Consider the following 15055-nt stretch of genomic DNA (forward strand, 5'->3'; position numbering starts at 1 on the left):
TTAAGCCAAAGCTGGCAAGAGCCGGGCGATGCGGATCCTGCATGTCCTCGACCACGGCCTACCGATGCACAGCGGCTACGCGTTCCGGACGCGCGCCATCGTCAAGGCGCAGATGGCGCGAGGCTGGGAGGTGGCCTGCCTGACCGGTCCGCGGCACACCGCCGATGGCCCCGATCCGCAAGTGGCCGATGGCATCGTCTTTCACCGTACGTCGGCGCCGCCGTCCGCGCCTTCGCCGCTGCGGGAGTGGCGCGAGGTGCAGGCGCATCGCCGCCGTCTCGAGGCGCTGGTGCGGGATTGGCGGCCGGACCTGCTCCATGCCCATTCCCCGGTGCTGACCGCGCTCGCGGCGCTACCGGTCGCCCGTCGCCATCGCCTGCCCCTCGTCTACGAGATACGTGCCTTCTGGGAGGATGCCGCGGTCGGCAACGGCACGGGGCGCGAGGGATCGGTGCGTTACCGCCTCACCCGGCTCGCCGAGACTCGTGCCGCGCGCCGCGCCGATGCGGTCGCCGTGATCTGCGAAGGGCTGCGCGGCGATCTTGTCGGGCGCGGCATCCACGAGGACAAGGTGCTGGTCTCGCCGAACGGGGTGGACATGGATCTGTTCGGCGAGCCGCCGCAGGCCGATCCCGAATTCGCCCGCCGTCTCGGCCTCGACGATTCCGAGACGATCGGCTTCATCGGCTCCTTCTACGATTATGAGGGCCTGGACGATCTCATCGCGGCGATGCCGCGCCTGGTCGATCTTCGTCCGAAGGCACGGCTGCTACTCGTCGGCGGCGGCCCGATAGAGGCGGACCTCCGCGCGCAGGCGGCCGCTTCTCCGGTCGCCGAGCGGATCCGCTTCGCCGGCCGCGTCCCCCACGCGGAGGTGGAGCTCTATTACGCGCTCGTCGATATCCTCGCATATCCGCGCAAGGCGATGCGCCTGACCGAATTGGTGACTCCGCTGAAGCCGCTCGAGGCGATGGCGCAGCGCAAGCTGGTCGCCGCCTCCGATGTAGGCGGGCACCGGGAGCTGATCGAGGACGGGGTCACCGGAACTCTGTTCGCCCCAGGCGACCCGGCCGCCATCGCGGATGCGCTCGCCGGCCTGCTCGAGCGCCGCGACCTCTGGGAGCCCCGCCGTGCGGCCGCCCGGGCCTTCGTCGAGCGAGAGCGTAACTGGTCGTCAAACATTTCCAATTACGTTCCGGTTTACCAAAGGCTCACGGGAAAGTCCTGATGTTCGCTCCGCGGCCCCTCATCGACCTCGTCTCCGGCGGCGGGCGCTATGCGCTCGACGTGCCGGTGGCTGCGCTGGCCGGACTCTCGGTCGCCTTCCTCGCTTTCGCCGCCCCGCCCGATCTGCTCTCCGGTCTCGTCGAGTCGACCGGCCTTTCCTCGCTGCTGACGGCGGCCCAGCCGCCGCTCGGCCTCAAGGCAAGGATGGGTATCGGCGCGGCCGGGGCCGTCGCCGTCTTCACGATCGCCTTCCTGCTGCTCCGCTGGCTGGACCGGATGGGCACCGGCACCGGCAGCGAGCGGCGCGAGCCCGTGGAGACCTACGAAGAGCCGGAAATGCCTCGCCTCCGGCGCCGCGATTTCCACCCCGACGCGCCGCCGCGTCCGCCGCTGATGGCGAACTGGGACCTCGGCGAGCCCGGCCCGCTCGCGCCGGAACCCTCGACGCCCGCAGACGAAGCGTCGGCTCCTGCGCCTGAGGCGCCGCTCTCGCTTCACGACTTCGGGGCGGTCGAGCCGGCACCGCCGTCCTTGCCGCAGCGTTCGGCGGTCGTGGCGGCAGTCCCACCCACTCCGCCGCCCGAGCGGCTTTCGTCCCTCCCTGCGCGTCCCGCCGCTACGGTCGCACCCGTCGCGGAGGAGCCGGGCAGCATCGCCGAACTGATGGCCCGCCTCGAGCAGGGCCTTGCACGACGCCGCCAGGCGCCGTCGCTCTCGTCCCTTCCGCCGGCGCCCGACGCGCATTCCGGCTCTGCGGACGATCGTCTCCAGAGCGCGATCGAAAGCCTGCAGCGCCTCGCTTCTCGACAGGGCTGATCGCGCAGCGGACTGCCGTCGCGCAAACGGCCTACCCATTCTCGACGGTGACGGCGTTCAGGACGATCCGGACGCTGCCGTCGGGAACCTTCTCCCTCGCCGCCAGCCCGATCTCGACGAGCAGTTGCCCGGGCATGTCCGGATCGAGATCGGCAAGCGTCGCGGACAGCTTGTCCGCCGCTTCGCTGGCGCCCGGACCGGCGATGGACAGGCGCAGGCGGTGCCGCTCGCCCGCGAAGGTGATGCTGGACCAGCGCTCGCTCTCCAAGGCTTCCGCCTCCACCATGACATCATTGTCGGCGGCGAGGACGGAGCGAAGCGCGCGGACGAGACGGTCTCCGGTCCCTGGGCGTCCCGTCTTCATTTGGCTGTCCCGGGCCGCGCATCCAGCCAGTCGATCAGGCGTTGGCGGGTGCGCGCTCGAAGCACTCGGCCGTTGCGCAGATCGAAGACCAGGCCGGGGTCGTTGAGCACCTCGCGGCCGAAGCGGGCCGGCTTCATCCCGCTTTGCCTCAGATAGATTTCGATACGCTGTCGGATCTCCATGGCGCCCTCCGAATCGATGTTCCCGATACGTTCCAGCATCTGAGCGCATTTCCTACTTGTCTAGGAAAAATCCTATAGTACAAACACGGCATGACCGATGAGGAGGCGCGGTCCGCGCTCCAGCAACTGATCGAGGAAAGAGGGGAGGATTATTCCGGCCTGTCCCGGCTGCTCGGGCGCAACCCCGCTTATGTCCAGCAATATATCAAGCGCGGCAGTCCGCGGCGGCTCGCCGAAGAGGACCGCCGGATCCTCGCCCGCTATTTCGGCGTCGACCAGGCGCTTCTCGGTGGGCCCGCGGCCGGTGCGCCCGCCGGCCTGGTGGCGGTCGGGCGCTACGATGCCGCCGCCGCGGCCGGCGCGGGGGCCTTTTCCGATGGAGTCGAGGTCCGCCCGAACCTGGCCTTCGACCGCGAATGGCTGCGCCGGCTCGCGCGAGGCGGCCCCGACCAGCTCTCGATCATCCGGGTCCAGGGCGATTCGATGACGCCCCTGCTGGAAGACGGCGACGAGATACTCGTCGACCGGGCCGACGGGGCCGGACGCCTGCGCGACGGGGTCTATGTCCTGAGGATCGACGAAAGCCTGGTGGTGAAGCGCGTCGCGCTGAATCCGGCCGAGCGCACCGTCTCGATCCGCAGCGACAATGTCGCCTACCCGGGATGGCCCGATTGCCCGATCGGAGCCCTCGACGTCGTCGGCCGGGTGGTCTGGGCAGGCGGGCGGATCGGTTGATCGCCGGGTCGGCCGCGATCGGACCTCCACTCAGCGGCGGCGATCGACCAGCCACACCACGAGGAGAAGGACGAGGCCGACGCCGAAGCCGACCAGCAGGCCGATGCTCGGCTGCCCGAAGAAGGCACCGACGACCGGCCCCAGCAAGATCGACGCTGCGAGCAGGGCGCCGCCGGCCATAGGCGTGCGTTTCGGAGATGCGGTCATGGCGGCTCCATGGCAGCGGCCGTTCCGGGCGGCCAGCGGATTCTCGCCGGTCGACCCCCGCTGCTCACATGGTTTACCCTGTGTTGAGCATGGCCATCCGCGCTTTCGCAACCCACGCCGGCTAGGTCGATCCGACCACAGCTTATCGGGTGGAGCCCTTGCAGCCTCACGTCCATCTCCCCGACCGCTCGGCAGCAGCCGAGGCGGCCGACCTGATCGCGCGCTTCGGCGACCATGCCGGCGCCGAGGCGGCCGCGCGCGCCGACGCGAGCCGCGAGCGCGGCAACGTCATCCATTTCTGTCGCTGGCGGCAGATCGGACGGATGATCGCCTTGCTGGCGGCCGGCCCGGACGCAGCCACCCTCCATTGACCCGCCGGCCTGGGCCGCCGGGCGCAAGGCATGGATAAGCGAGCTTATTCGTCGCTGGCGCACCCTTGCGCCAGGGGTTAGAGCAGCCGCGAGAGCGGGTCATCTCAGCAATGGTTTCGACGCGTGCGATTCGCATTTCGGCGGGTGTTCCCGGCGGCTTCGAATTGCCCTAGGATTCGCTATATGTTGCAAGTCGTTGCGGGGCGACGTGCGGCGGCTTCCCTGGCTGCTCTGATGCTCCTCTCTTCTCCGGCCGCGGCCGCCGCGCAGGCAGGGCCGGCAGCCGACGACCTCGAGACGGCCCCGCAGCCGCCGGCGTCGGATCCTTTCTCCGATCTCGCGGCACCCCTCGACCCCTCGGCGCCGCTCGAGCCCTGGCCCGATCTCGAGGTCGACTGGCCCGACATGGAAGAGGCGCCCGGCAGCGGGATCGCCGACACACCCGATCCGGCGGCCGCGGATGCCGCCGCTGACCGGCGCTACGCCTATCGGATCGAAGGGCTGGACGGAGTTGCCACCGAATCGCTGCTCGCCCAGTTCCGCGAGCTGTCGACGCTGGAGGAATATCGCGACGACCCGACCAATGCTGCCCAGATCGATCGCCGTGCCCGCACCGATGCCGAGCTGCTCGGCGAGCTGCTGCGCGCTCACGGCTATTATGATGCTCTGGTCACCACCCGGGTCGAGTCCGCACCCGCTGCCGGCTATTCGGTGATCCTCGTCGCTGAAACCGGGCCGCTCTATCGCTTCGCCGAGATACGGCTGCCGGGCCTGGAGGAAGCTACAGGAGGGGATGCGCCGGCGCTCCGGGAAGCTTTCGGCGTCGCGCGGGACGATCCTGTCGACGCGCAGCGGGTCGAGGCGGCGCAAGAAGCGCTGCGCAGCGAGCTCGGCCGGCGCGGCTATGCCTTCGCCGAGGTCGAGGCGCCGGAAGTCACCGTCGACCATGAGAGCCGCACGGCCATCCTGGTGATGCCGGTGCGGCCGCAGGGGACGCGTCGGTTCGGACGGATCATCGTCGAGGGCACGCCGCTGTTCAGCGCCGGCCATCTCGAGACGATCGCCCGGTTCGACGAGGGCGATCCCTACCGCGCGGCGCGGGTGGAGGATCTGCGCCAGGCGCTGGTCCAGACCGGCCTCATTTCGTCGGTGACGATCCGGCCGGTCGCGCGGGAGGGCACCGATCTCGTCGACCTCGCCGTCGCGATCGAGCCGGCGCCGATGCGCACGATAGCCGGCGAGGCGGGCTACGGCACCGGCGAGGGCGTGCGGATCGAGGCGAGCTGGCAGCACCGCAACCTGCTTCCACCCGAAGGGGCGGTCACCTTCCGCGGTGTCCTCGGCACGCGCGAGCAGCTCGTCTCGGCGATCCTCAGGCGCAACAATTTCGGCCGACGCGATCAGGTGCTCAACGCCCAGATCGCCGCCGCCCATACCGATCGGCCGGCTTATAATGCCCGGACCTTCGTCCTCGCCGGCGGCATCGAGCGGCAGAGCAACATCATCTGGCAGAAGAAATGGACCTGGTCGCTCGGCGCCGAGCTGACCGCGACCGACGAGCGCGACGTCGATCTCGATACCGGCACGACGCGGCGCCGGACCTTCTTCATCGGCGCGATCCCAGCCTATCTCGGCTATGACGGCTCCAACGATCTGCTCGACCCGACGTCCGGCTTCCGCCTCTCCGGCCGGCTTTCCCCCGAGGCGTCGCTCCAGTCCGGCAGCTTCTTCTATGCCCGTGCCCAGATCGACGGCAGTTTCTACCAGCCGGTGTCGGATCGGGTGACGCTTGCCGGCCGCACCCGGCTCGGCACCATCTTCGGCGCCAGCCGCGATCGCATCGCTCCGTCGCGGCGCTTCTATGCCGGCGGCGGCGGATCGGTTCGCGGCTACGGTTTCCAGGCGCTGGGGCCGCGCGACCCGGTCTTCGACGATCCGATCGGCGGCCGCAGCCTCGCCGAGTTCGCGATCGAGGCGCGCATCCGCGTCGGCAATTTCGGGATCGTCCCCTTTCTCGACGGCGGCAACATCTCGACCTCGCCCTGGCCGCGGTTCGACAATCTCCGCTTCGGCGCCGGCATCGGCGCCCGCTACCACACCCGCTTCGGCCCGATCAGGGTCGACCTCGCGACGCCGATCAATCCACAGCGCGGCGACCCGCGAATCGCCGTCTACGTCTCGCTCGGACAGGCCTTCTAGGTGAGCGACGCCGTCCCCGATCCGCTGGCTGCGCCGTCCGAGGCACTGGCGGAGCCGGAACCCCCGCGGCGGCGTTTCTGGCGCCGCTGGCTGTCGGGGGCGGCGAAGCTGATCGTCGTCGTCGCGCTCGGCATCGCCGCGATCCTGGCGGCCCTGATGGCGTTCCTCGATACCGGGCCGGGCCACCGCTTCATCGTCGACCGGATCGCGGCGATGACCCCGGCCTCCGGTCTTCGCATCCGCATCGGCCGGATCGAGGGATCGATCTGGGGCGAGACCCGGCTGAGGGACGTGCGCCTCTACGATCCCGAGGGACTGTTCGCCGAATCGGCGGCGATCGACATGGACTGGCGCCCGATCGCCTTCCTGTTCAACCGGCTGCTGATCCACGAGCTGGAATCCGATCTCGTCATCCTCCATCGCCTGCCCGAGCTGATCGAGCCCGAGGAGCCCGGCCCGATCCTTCCGCGCTACGACATCCATGTCGGCCGCCTCGACGTTCACCTGCTTCGGATCGGCCGCCGGGTCACCGGCCGCGAGCGCGCCGGCAGCCTCGCCGGTGAGGCGGAGATCCGGCGTGGCCGGGCGCTGATCGGGCTGGAGGTGCGGGTGCGCGAGTCGTCTGGAGCGGCCGACATGCCCGGCGGCGACCTCCTGCGCGTGCGGCTCGATGCCGAACCGGAGCGCGACCGCTTCGACCTCGAGGCTCGGGTCCGATCGCCGGCCGACGGTGTCGCCGGTGCGATGCTCGGGACGCGACGCCCGGTCCGGCTCGACGTCCAGGGCGACGGCAGCTGGGCTCGCTGGCGCGGACGTGGCCTGCTCGACATTTCCGGCCGCCGCACCGCCGAGATCGCGCTCGGCATGGACGAAGGCCGCTTTCGCTTGCGCGGCTGGGCGGCGCCGGCGCCTTTCCTGCGCGGCAAGCTCCAGCGGCTGAGCGCGCAACGCATGCTGCTCAATGCGGCCGGCACGGTAGACGAAAGCCGCTTCGACGGGCGCCTGTCGGTCCGCACCGCCGCGCTCCGCGCCGAGGCTCGCGGCGCCGTCGATTTCGGGCGCGGCCGCTATGACGAGGTCGCGGTCGCCGCCGAGCTGCTGCAGCCGCCGGCCTTGTTCCGCAACATGACCGGCCGCCAGGTCCGGCTCACCGGCCTGCTCGACGGCCGCTTCGGCGAGGCCGACTTCGTCTATCGCCTCACCGCGCCGCGCGTCGCCTTCGACCAGACCGGGTTCGAGGAGGTGCGGGCCACCGGTCGCGGACGTCTGACGCGCACGCCTGTCCGGGTGCCGGTCCTCGCCACGGCGCGAAGGGTCACCGGCGCCGGTGACGTCGCCGGGAACATCCTTGCCAATCTCCGGCTCGAGGGCGCGCTCGAAGTGACCGCGCGGCAGCTCACCGGACAGCGGCTCGCGATACGCTCGGACCGCCTGCGCGGGTTCGCCAATGTCGAGGTCGACCTGCGCACGGGGGTCTATCTCGTCACCGCCGACGCGGCCTTGCCCCAATATCTCGTTCCGGGCTTCGGTCTCGTCGACGTCACCAGCGATCTCCGGGCCGTGCCGGGTCCCGGCGGCCGCGGCACCATCGTCAGCGGCGACGCGCGCGCCCAGGTGCGGCGGCTCGACAATGGCTTCCTCGCCTGGGTGGCCGGCGGCCTTCCGCGGCTCGACACCGCCTGGGTACGCGGCCCGGACGGGATCGTCCGCTTCTCCAACCTTCGGGTCGGTGCGCCGAACCTTGCTCTGGCGGCGCAGGGGCTGCGCCGCCGCGACGGCACCTTTTCGCTGGAGGCGAGCGGGCGTCATGCCGAATACGGCCCGCTCAGTCTGAATCTCGAAGGACGGATCGAGCGGCCGCAGCTGGCGATCAGGCTGGAAAGCCCCGTCGACGCGCTCGGCCTCGCCGACGTCCTGATCGAGCTCGACCCCAGCGACGCGGGCTTCGCCTGGCGGGCGGCCGGCGGCTCGACGCTCGGGCCGTTCACCGGCAATGGCGCGATCCTGCTGCCGTCCGGTCAGCCGGCGACGATCCAGGTCGTGGCGCTCGACGTGTCCGGAACGCGGGCGGTCGGCGCGCTCCGCTCCGATCCCGGCGGCTTCACCGGCCGGCTCGACGTCGCCGGCGGCGGGCTGGACGGGCGGCTGCTGTTCAGCCCCGCGGGAACGGTCCAGCGGATCGCCGTCAATCTCGCCGCCGCGGACGCGCGCTTCGTCGGGCCGCCGCCGATCGTCATGCGCCGCGGCACGATCGAGGGAGTCGTCCTGCTCGATCCCGCCGGCACCTCGGTGGAGGGCCGAATCGTCGCGCGCGGCGTCAGCCGCGGCCCGCTGTCGATCGCCAGCCTCGACGCCCGCGCCAGCCTTCGCGCCGGGGTCGGCCAGGTCCGCGCTCGCGTCGCCGGCTCGCGCGGCCGCGACTTCGCCTTCGACGCGCTCGCCGACGTGGCGCCTGGCCGCTACCGGATCAGCGGCAGCGGCACGCTCGATCGGCGCCCGCTTGAGCTGGTCTCAGCCGCCATCCTCACCAGCACGCCGGAAGGTTGGCGGCTCGAGCCGACCCGCTTCACTTTCGCCGGCGGCACGGCCAGCCTGGCCGGACTGTTCGGCGAGCGCACCGAGATCGACGCTCGCCTGGACTCGATGCCGCTCGGCGTGCTCGACATCGCCTATCCCGAGCTCGGGCTCGGCGGCATCGCTTCGGGCATGGTCCGCTACCGCTCCGCAGGGGCCGGGGCGCCCCCCGCCGGCGAGGCCAATCTGCGCGTCCGCGGTCTGACCCGCGCCGGTCTGGTCCTGTCGTCGCGGCCCGTCGATCTCGGTCTCAACGCGCGGCTGGACGGGGTCAATGCGGCGATGCGGGCGGTGGCGGTCAGCGAAGGCCGGACCATCGGACGCGCGCAGGCGCGGATTTCGCCGATCGGACAGGCCGGCGGACTGATGGAGCGGCTGTCTCGCGCCCCGATGCGGGCGCAGCTGCGCTATAACGGGCCGGCTGACACGCTCTGGCGGCTGACCGGAATCGAGCTGCTCGATCTCAGCGGACCGGCGGCGATCGGCGCCGACATGCGCGGCACCCTCGAAAATCCGGTGATCGTCGGTTCCGTGCGCACCGCCGGTGCCCGCCTCGAGAGCGCCGTCACCGGCATGGTTCTCGACAATCTGCAGTCGGAAGGGCGGTTCGGCGGCTCGCGCCTGCAGATCGAGCGCTTCGCCGCCACCACCCCGGACGGCGGCCGGGTCTCCGGCACCGGGATGCTCGATTTCGGCGTCGGGAGGGGCGTCGGCATGAGCTTCGACGTCCGCGCCGAGGCGGCCCGATTGCTCGACCGCGACGACATCCGCGCTGCGGTGACCGGCGATCTCGCCATCCGCTCGGATGGGGAGGGCGGGACCATCTCCGGCAGCCTCAGGGTCGATCAGGGCCGCTTCCGTCTCGGCAGCGCCACCTCGGCGGCGCAGGTACCGCGCTTGAACGTGCGCGAGATCAACCGGATCGATGCCGATCTGCCTCCGGTCGCGCGCACGGTCGCACCCTGGCGGCTGGCGCTCGACGTCAGCGCTCCGAACCGGATGATGGTCACCGGCCTCGGCATGAACAGCGAATGGAGCGCCGACGTGCGCGTGGCCGGAACGGTGACCGAGCCCCGCATCACCGGCTCGGCCGAATTGATCGACGGCACCTACGATTTCGCGGGCCGCCGCTTCGATCTCATCCGCGGCAACATCCGATTCCAGGGCGAATCGCCGGTCAACCCGCAGCTCGACATCGCCGCCGAGGCCCGGGTGCGCGGGCTCAACGCCCAGATCCGGGTCAGCGGCAGCAGCGAGCGTCCGGAGATCGCCTTCACCAGCACGCCGGCCCTGCCGCAGGACGAATTGCTCTCCCGGATCCTGTTCGGAACCTCAATCACGTCCTTATCGGCCCCGGAGGCGGTCCAGCTGGCCTCGGCGGTGGCGTCGCTCAACAACCCCGGCGGCGGTCTGGACCCGATCAACGCCCTTCGCCGCTCGGTCGGGCTGGATCGGCTCCGCGTCCTGCCCGCCGACGTCACCCAGGGGATCGGTACCCAGCTCGCCGCCGGCAAATATCTTGGACGCCGCGTCTATGTGGAGGTGGTGACCGACGGCCGCGGCTATTCCGCGACGACGGTGGAATATCAGATCACCCGCTGGCTCTCTTTGCTGTCGAGCATCTCGACGATCGGCCGCGAAAGCGTCAATCTGCGCGTCTCGCGGGATTATTGAGGGGACGGCATGCGCGGCAGGAGAGTCTGGGTGGCAGTCGCCGGCGGCCTGATCGTGCTCGCCGGGCTGACCTTGCTCTTCCTCGATGGACGCCGACCGGCGCAGCCGCGGGGCGATGGACCGGCGCAGACCGCGGCAACTTCGCCCTCCTCGCCCTCGCCCTCGCCGGAAGCGATCGCGCCGGATCCGTCCTCCCCGCGCGATCTGGCCGCAATCCTGACGCTGTCGCCGGAATGTGAGCTCGGCCAGCCGCTCGCCTCGATCTTCGAGCAGATCGTCGTCATCGATCCGGAGACGTTCGAGGCGTCGCGCGGCCGTCCAGTCGCGGTGCCGGGCTTTGCCGAGCCCATCGCGCCCCGCTTCGTGCGCAGGGTCCAGCCGCTCGAGCCCGGCGGCCATCTGCGCCATGTCAGCGCCGGGCTGCCCCTGCGCGGGGTCTGGCACGGCCTCGAGGTGACCGCGGTCGAGTTCGACTTCTACGAGGAAAGCGACGTCGCCGGCCGGCGTATCCGCTTTGCCGATTCGCCGGAGCGGACGCGCGAGATTCTCTCCCGCAACGGCTTCGCGCTTCCGCCGGTCGGCGAGTTCCGGGAAATGGAGGGAGAGGGGATGCTGCCGTCGATCGGCATCGAGCGCCTGCCGAACGGCTCGGCTTTGACATGCACGACGGGATGACCGCTCCTGCTCCGGCGGCGGCCGACGATGCCGCCCGGACGCCGATGAGCGTCGGCCAGCGGCTGCGCAACATCATCGGCGGGTCGGCGGGCAATCTCGTCGAATGGTACGACTGGTATATCTACGCGGCTTTCGGCCTCTATTTCGCGCCGGTCTTCTTTCCCGAAGGCGATCAGACCTCTCAGCTGCTGAGCACCGCGGCGATCTTCGCCGTCGGCTTCGTCATGCGGCCGATCGGCGCCTGGATCATGGGCATCTATTCCGACCGGCACGGGCGCAAGGCCGGCCTCAGCCTCAGCGTGACCCTGATGTGCCTGGGCTCGCTCGCCATCGCGCTGACCCCGACCTATGCCGCGATCGGCGCCGCCGCTCCGGTCATCCTGACGGTCGCGCGGATGGTCCAGGGGCTCAGTCTCGGCGGCGAATATGGCGCCAGCGCCACCTATTTGAGCGAAATGGCCGGTCGCCGCCGCCGCGGCTTCTATTCCAGCTTCCAATATGTGAGCCTGATCGCCGGGCAGCTCATCGCTTTGTCCGTGCTGCTGCTGCTCCAGCTCCTCATGTCGGAGCAGGCACTCGAAGCCTGGGGCTGGCGGATCCCCTTCGCGATCGGCGCCGTGCTGGCGGTCATCGTTTTCTATATCCGCCGCCGGCTGGTTGAGACCGAGAGTTTCGAGAATGCGCGGCGGTCCGATGCGCCGCGGTCGAGCAGTGCCAGCCTGTTCCGCGATCATCCGAAGGAAGCGCTGCTGGTCATGGCCCTGACCGCCGGCGGCACCTTGGCCTTCTACGCCTACACCACCTACATGCAGAAATTCCTGGTCAATACTTCCGGCTTCGACCGCGAGACGGCGAGCCGCGTGATGACGGTCGCCCTGTTCCTGTTCATGTGCCTCCAGCCGCTTTCCGGGGCGCTGTCGGACCGGGTCGGCCGCAAGCCGGTGATGGCGACTTTCGGCATTTTCGGCGTCCTGCTCACCGTGCCGCTCTTCACCGCGCTGGAGCAGGTGCGAGATCCCATCGCCGCCTTCGTCCTCGTCGGCGCCGCCTTGATCATCGTCACCGGCTACACCTCGATCAACGCGGTAGTGAAGGCGGAGCTGTTCCCGGCCCATATCCGCGCCCTCGGTGTGGCGCTCCCCTACGCGCTGGCCAACACGATGTTCGGCGGAACCGCCGAATATGTCGCCTTGTGGTTCAAGGACCAGGGCATGGAGCGCGGCTTCTACTGGTACGTGACGGCGATGATCGGCCTCTCCCTGATCGTCTACCTGACCATGCGCGACACGAAGCGGCACTCGCTGATCGAGGAGGATTGACGGGGTCGACGCCCGGATACCCTCCCCCGTGAGGGGGAGGGTAGGGCAGTGGGTGTCCAATCTGCTCAGGAAGGCGCGGTGTTCACCCCCGTGCCGCGACCGGAGCGAGGCGCCGGACGCCGATCCACTCCAGCATTGCCAGGCCGGCGACGGCTGCCGCCTGGACGAGCACGAATGCCGTGCCCAAGCCGGTGGCCGCTTCCGCGCCGCGCAGGACGAGCAGGCTCTCGAGCACCCACAGCAGGTTTCCCGCGACGATGAGATAGACGGCCGGCCGCGGCGGCACCGCCCGGGTCCCCGTCCACAGCATGAACAGGCCGACCGGAATGAGCGCGATCCCTGCGCCGGACAGCAAGGCACGATCGAGCCCGAACAAGGGCGCCAGCGCCCCCGCCCCGGCCGCGAGCAGGGCGCCCATGCCGAGGCAGCTCGCCGCATCGAGCAGCAGGACCCGCTTCAGGAAAGTCGTCGGTTGCATATTCGCCTCCTTGGTCTTCGGCGGCCGATCCGCCGTTCGATGGCGACGATGTGCGCCGGAGAGGGAGGCAAGTCGATTACGTCGGAGGTAATGGCGGCGCGCGGAATTCCAGCGCTAGAGCGGGCATCAGGAGGGACATGACGATGCAGCTCACCCACTCGGAGTTCGGCGAGCAGCTTCGCCGCTGGCGGCGGATGCGGCGGATGAGCCAGCTCGATCTCGCGCTCGAAGCCGAGATATCGTCCCGTCATCTCAGCTTCGTCGAGACCGGCCGTTCGCGGCCCTCGCGAGAGATGGTGCTGCGCCTCGCCGAGACGCTGGACCTGCCGCTGCGTGCCCGTAACCTCATGCTCGTCGCCGCCGGTCTGGCACCGCAATTTCCGGAGCGCCCGCTCGACGATCCGGCACTGGCGCCGGCGCGGCGCGCGATCGATCTCATCCTCAAGGGCCACGAGCCGTTTCCGGCGCTGGCGGTCGATCGCCACTGGAACCTGGTCGCCGCCAACGGCGCGGTCGCGCCCTTCCTCGCCGGCGTGTCGCCGCATCTGCTGGCGCCGCCGATGAACGTGCTTCGGCTGAGCCTGCATCCCGAGGGGCTTGCGCCGCGGATCGTCAATCTCGGGGAGTGGAAGGCTCATCTCGTCCAGCGGCTGCGCGACCAGTATGCCGCGTCCGGCGATCCCGTGCTGCAGGGCCTTGCCGAGGAGCTGCAGGCCTATCCCGGCGGCGACGGCGGCCATGGCGGCGGCGATTTCGGCGGCATTGCCGTTCCGCTGACCCTCGAGGCCGATGGCGGGCGCCTGTCCTTCCTCTCGACGACGACGATGTTCGGCACGCCTGTCGAGGTGACGCTCTCCGAGATCGCGATCGAGGCCTTCTTCCCGGCCGACGAGGAAACGGCGGCGGCCCTCAGGTCCTAGAGCGATTTCTAGTCGGATGGGATCCTCCGATGACTAAGAGATCGTGACATATCAGGCGTCTAGCGCCTCACCATCGACCGACCGGTCGAGTTGGTCCCGGCCCAGGCATAGTTCAAACCGGGCGGTCGCCCCCGACGCGCTTCCTGCGGCCGATGGCGCCCATCGCGCTCCGACGAACGTATCCCATCGCGTGGATCAAGGCTTGCTCGACCGCGCCCAGGCCCGCCCGCCGCTGGAAGCGCATCATCTGGAACGCCACGATGGCGTAGAACGCGACCAACGCGGCGTGGGCGGCGGGGGCAAAGGGCGTGAAACGATCTTCGATGAGTGCCGAGATCCGCCAGAAGAGGATGATCTCGATGATGCCGACGCCGAGACCGATCGCCGCATGGGAGCGTTTCGGCGGCACGCCGTGGACGAAGCCGAAGAGCGGCAAGATGCAGCACAGGATCGCGGCGGCGGCCCGGGCCGAGGCCGAAGCGTGCGCCATCGCCACATCGAGTTCTGCGCTGCCAGGCTGTGTCCGGTCGAAGTGCAGCAACTGACCGAGCGAGAAACGGTCGAGGCGATCGCGGGGCGGCTGCTTTGGCGGGCGTTGCGCATCGGGAATGGGAATCGCCACCCGGAGAAAGCGGAAGCGGAGCGCCCGTGGATCGCCAGCCAGGCTGCCCCAGACCGCGGTGACATCGTGCAGCGCCAGGACGAAATGGTCGTCAGCGGACAGATCGAGCATTGCCGAATTGGCCAGAGCGGTCATTCCGCCGTGATTGACCACGACATCTTCGACTCTGCCGGACGCGCTGTCGATTCGTGCGAAATAGAGCTGACTTTCGCGGCCAAGCCGGTGCGATATGCCCGGCTCGATCGAATAGCCGAACTGGCCGGCCCGCACGGCCATGCCGATCGCATCGAGTCTCCGCTCGCCGGCCGGCTGGATATAGCCCCTGAGGCCGACGAGCAGCGCACAGGTGAGGATTCCGAGCATTGCCGGGCCCATGAGGAGTCGGCCATTCCCGATTCCGCTGGCGGCGAAGACTTCCAGCTCGCCAGCCGTCGCGAGACGCCGAAAAGTCAGCGCCGTCCCGAGGAACAGGCCGATGGGAAGTGCGATCGCGACATATTCCGGCAAAAGGCTGACAAGCGAGCGTGCCACCAGGCTCGGTCCTCCGGGAATGCCGGCAAGCTGGACGAACAGTCGAGGCGTGGTTTCGAGGCAAAGGAGGAACATGACCACGCCGACGACGATTGCGTACCAGACGATCACTTGGCGGAGGACATAGCGATCGATGAGGAGGAGCCTAGGCAGAAACGTCG

At 69.8% G+C, this 15055-nt stretch carries 14 protein-coding genes; 9 read left to right on the forward strand and 5 right to left on the reverse strand.

Annotated elements, in window-relative coordinates:
- Nucleotides 1-28: 28 nt before the first annotated feature.
- The gene (locus DDE10_RS08855; RefSeq protein ID WP_114952408.1) at nt 29-1228 is read left to right on the forward strand and encodes a TIGR04063 family PEP-CTERM/XrtA system glycosyltransferase; all 1200 of its coding nucleotides are present in this window, start codon (nt 29-31) and stop codon (nt 1226-1228) included.
- Nucleotides 1228-2043, forward strand: coding sequence for a hypothetical protein (locus DDE10_RS08860; protein WP_114952409.1), 816 nt, complete (start codon nt 1228-1230; stop codon nt 2041-2043). The genes DDE10_RS08855 and DDE10_RS08860 overlap by 1 nt, the downstream gene beginning before the upstream one ends.
- A gap of 31 nt (nt 2044-2074) precedes the next feature.
- Here DDE10_RS08860 and DDE10_RS08865 read toward each other — a convergent pair whose 3' ends face one another.
- Nucleotides 2075-2407, reverse strand: a complete 333-nt coding sequence (locus DDE10_RS08865) for a hypothetical protein (protein WP_114952410.1) — start codon at nt 2405-2407, stop codon at nt 2075-2077.
- Nucleotides 2404-2628: a hypothetical protein gene (locus tag DDE10_RS08870; RefSeq protein WP_284734538.1), complete on the reverse strand. Its 225-nt coding sequence runs from the start codon at nt 2626-2628 to the stop codon at nt 2404-2406. The genes DDE10_RS08865 and DDE10_RS08870 overlap by 4 nt, the downstream gene beginning before the upstream one ends.
- Before the next feature lie 51 nt (nt 2629-2679).
- Here DDE10_RS08870 and DDE10_RS08875 point away from each other — a divergent pair, with 51 nt between their 5' ends.
- The gene (locus tag DDE10_RS08875; RefSeq protein WP_114952411.1) at nt 2680-3324 is read left to right on the forward strand and encodes a S24 family peptidase; all 645 of its coding nucleotides are present in this window, start codon (nt 2680-2682) and stop codon (nt 3322-3324) included.
- Nucleotides 3325-3354: 30 nt separating this feature from the next.
- Here the strand turns inward: DDE10_RS08875 and DDE10_RS23770 are convergent, their stop codons facing one another.
- The gene (locus DDE10_RS23770) at nt 3355-3531 is read right to left on the reverse strand and encodes a hypothetical protein (RefSeq protein WP_284734539.1); all 177 of its coding nucleotides are present in this window, start codon (nt 3529-3531) and stop codon (nt 3355-3357) included.
- Between the two features lie 149 nt (nt 3532-3680).
- On the opposite strand from DDE10_RS23770, the gene DDE10_RS08880 reads away from it, so the two are divergent.
- From DDE10_RS08880 to DDE10_RS08900, 5 genes are all read left to right on the forward strand, one after another.
- The gene (locus tag DDE10_RS08880) at nt 3681-3902 is read left to right on the forward strand and encodes a hypothetical protein (RefSeq protein WP_432653722.1); all 222 of its coding nucleotides are present in this window, start codon (nt 3681-3683) and stop codon (nt 3900-3902) included.
- A gap of 234 nt (nt 3903-4136) precedes the next feature.
- The gene (locus tag DDE10_RS08885) at nt 4137-6101 is read left to right on the forward strand and encodes an autotransporter assembly complex protein TamA (RefSeq protein WP_284734540.1); all 1965 of its coding nucleotides are present in this window, start codon (nt 4137-4139) and stop codon (nt 6099-6101) included.
- The gene (locus tag DDE10_RS08890; protein WP_284734541.1) at nt 6102-10349 is read left to right on the forward strand and encodes a translocation/assembly module TamB domain-containing protein; all 4248 of its coding nucleotides are present in this window, start codon (nt 6102-6104) and stop codon (nt 10347-10349) included.
- A gap of 9 nt (nt 10350-10358) precedes the next feature.
- Nucleotides 10359-11024 (forward strand): hypothetical protein, encoded by a 666-nt coding sequence (locus DDE10_RS08895; protein WP_162806508.1) that lies wholly within the window; start codon nt 10359-10361, stop codon nt 11022-11024.
- Entirely contained in the window at nt 11021-12343 is a 1323-nt protein-coding gene (locus tag DDE10_RS08900) for an MFS transporter (protein ID WP_432653723.1), read from the forward strand. Before DDE10_RS08895 ends, DDE10_RS08900 begins: the two co-directional genes overlap by 4 nt.
- 82 nt (nt 12344-12425) lie before the next feature.
- On the opposite strand, the gene DDE10_RS08905 is transcribed toward DDE10_RS08900, so the two are convergent.
- Nucleotides 12426-12821 carry a hypothetical protein gene (locus DDE10_RS08905; protein ID WP_114952415.1) on the reverse strand — a complete coding sequence of 132 codons (396 nt, stop codon included), beginning with the start codon at nt 12819-12821 and terminating at the stop codon, nt 12426-12428.
- A gap of 137 nt (nt 12822-12958) precedes the next feature.
- On the opposite strand from DDE10_RS08905, the gene DDE10_RS08910 reads away from it, so the two are divergent.
- Nucleotides 12959-13741: a helix-turn-helix domain-containing protein gene (locus tag DDE10_RS08910; RefSeq protein WP_114952416.1), complete on the forward strand. Its 783-nt coding sequence runs from the start codon at nt 12959-12961 to the stop codon at nt 13739-13741.
- 112 nt (nt 13742-13853) lie between these two features.
- Here the strand turns inward: DDE10_RS08910 and DDE10_RS08915 are convergent, their stop codons facing one another.
- A complete protein-coding gene (locus DDE10_RS08915; protein WP_114952417.1) occupies nt 13854-15047 on the reverse strand; it encodes an LptF/LptG family permease in 1194 nt (397 codons plus the stop codon).
- Nucleotides 15048-15055 lie beyond the last annotated feature (8 nt).

The organism is Sphingosinicella terrae, from assembly GCF_003347635.1.
GTDB classification, from domain to species: domain Bacteria; phylum Pseudomonadota; class Alphaproteobacteria; order Sphingomonadales; family Sphingomonadaceae; genus Allosphingosinicella; species Allosphingosinicella terrae.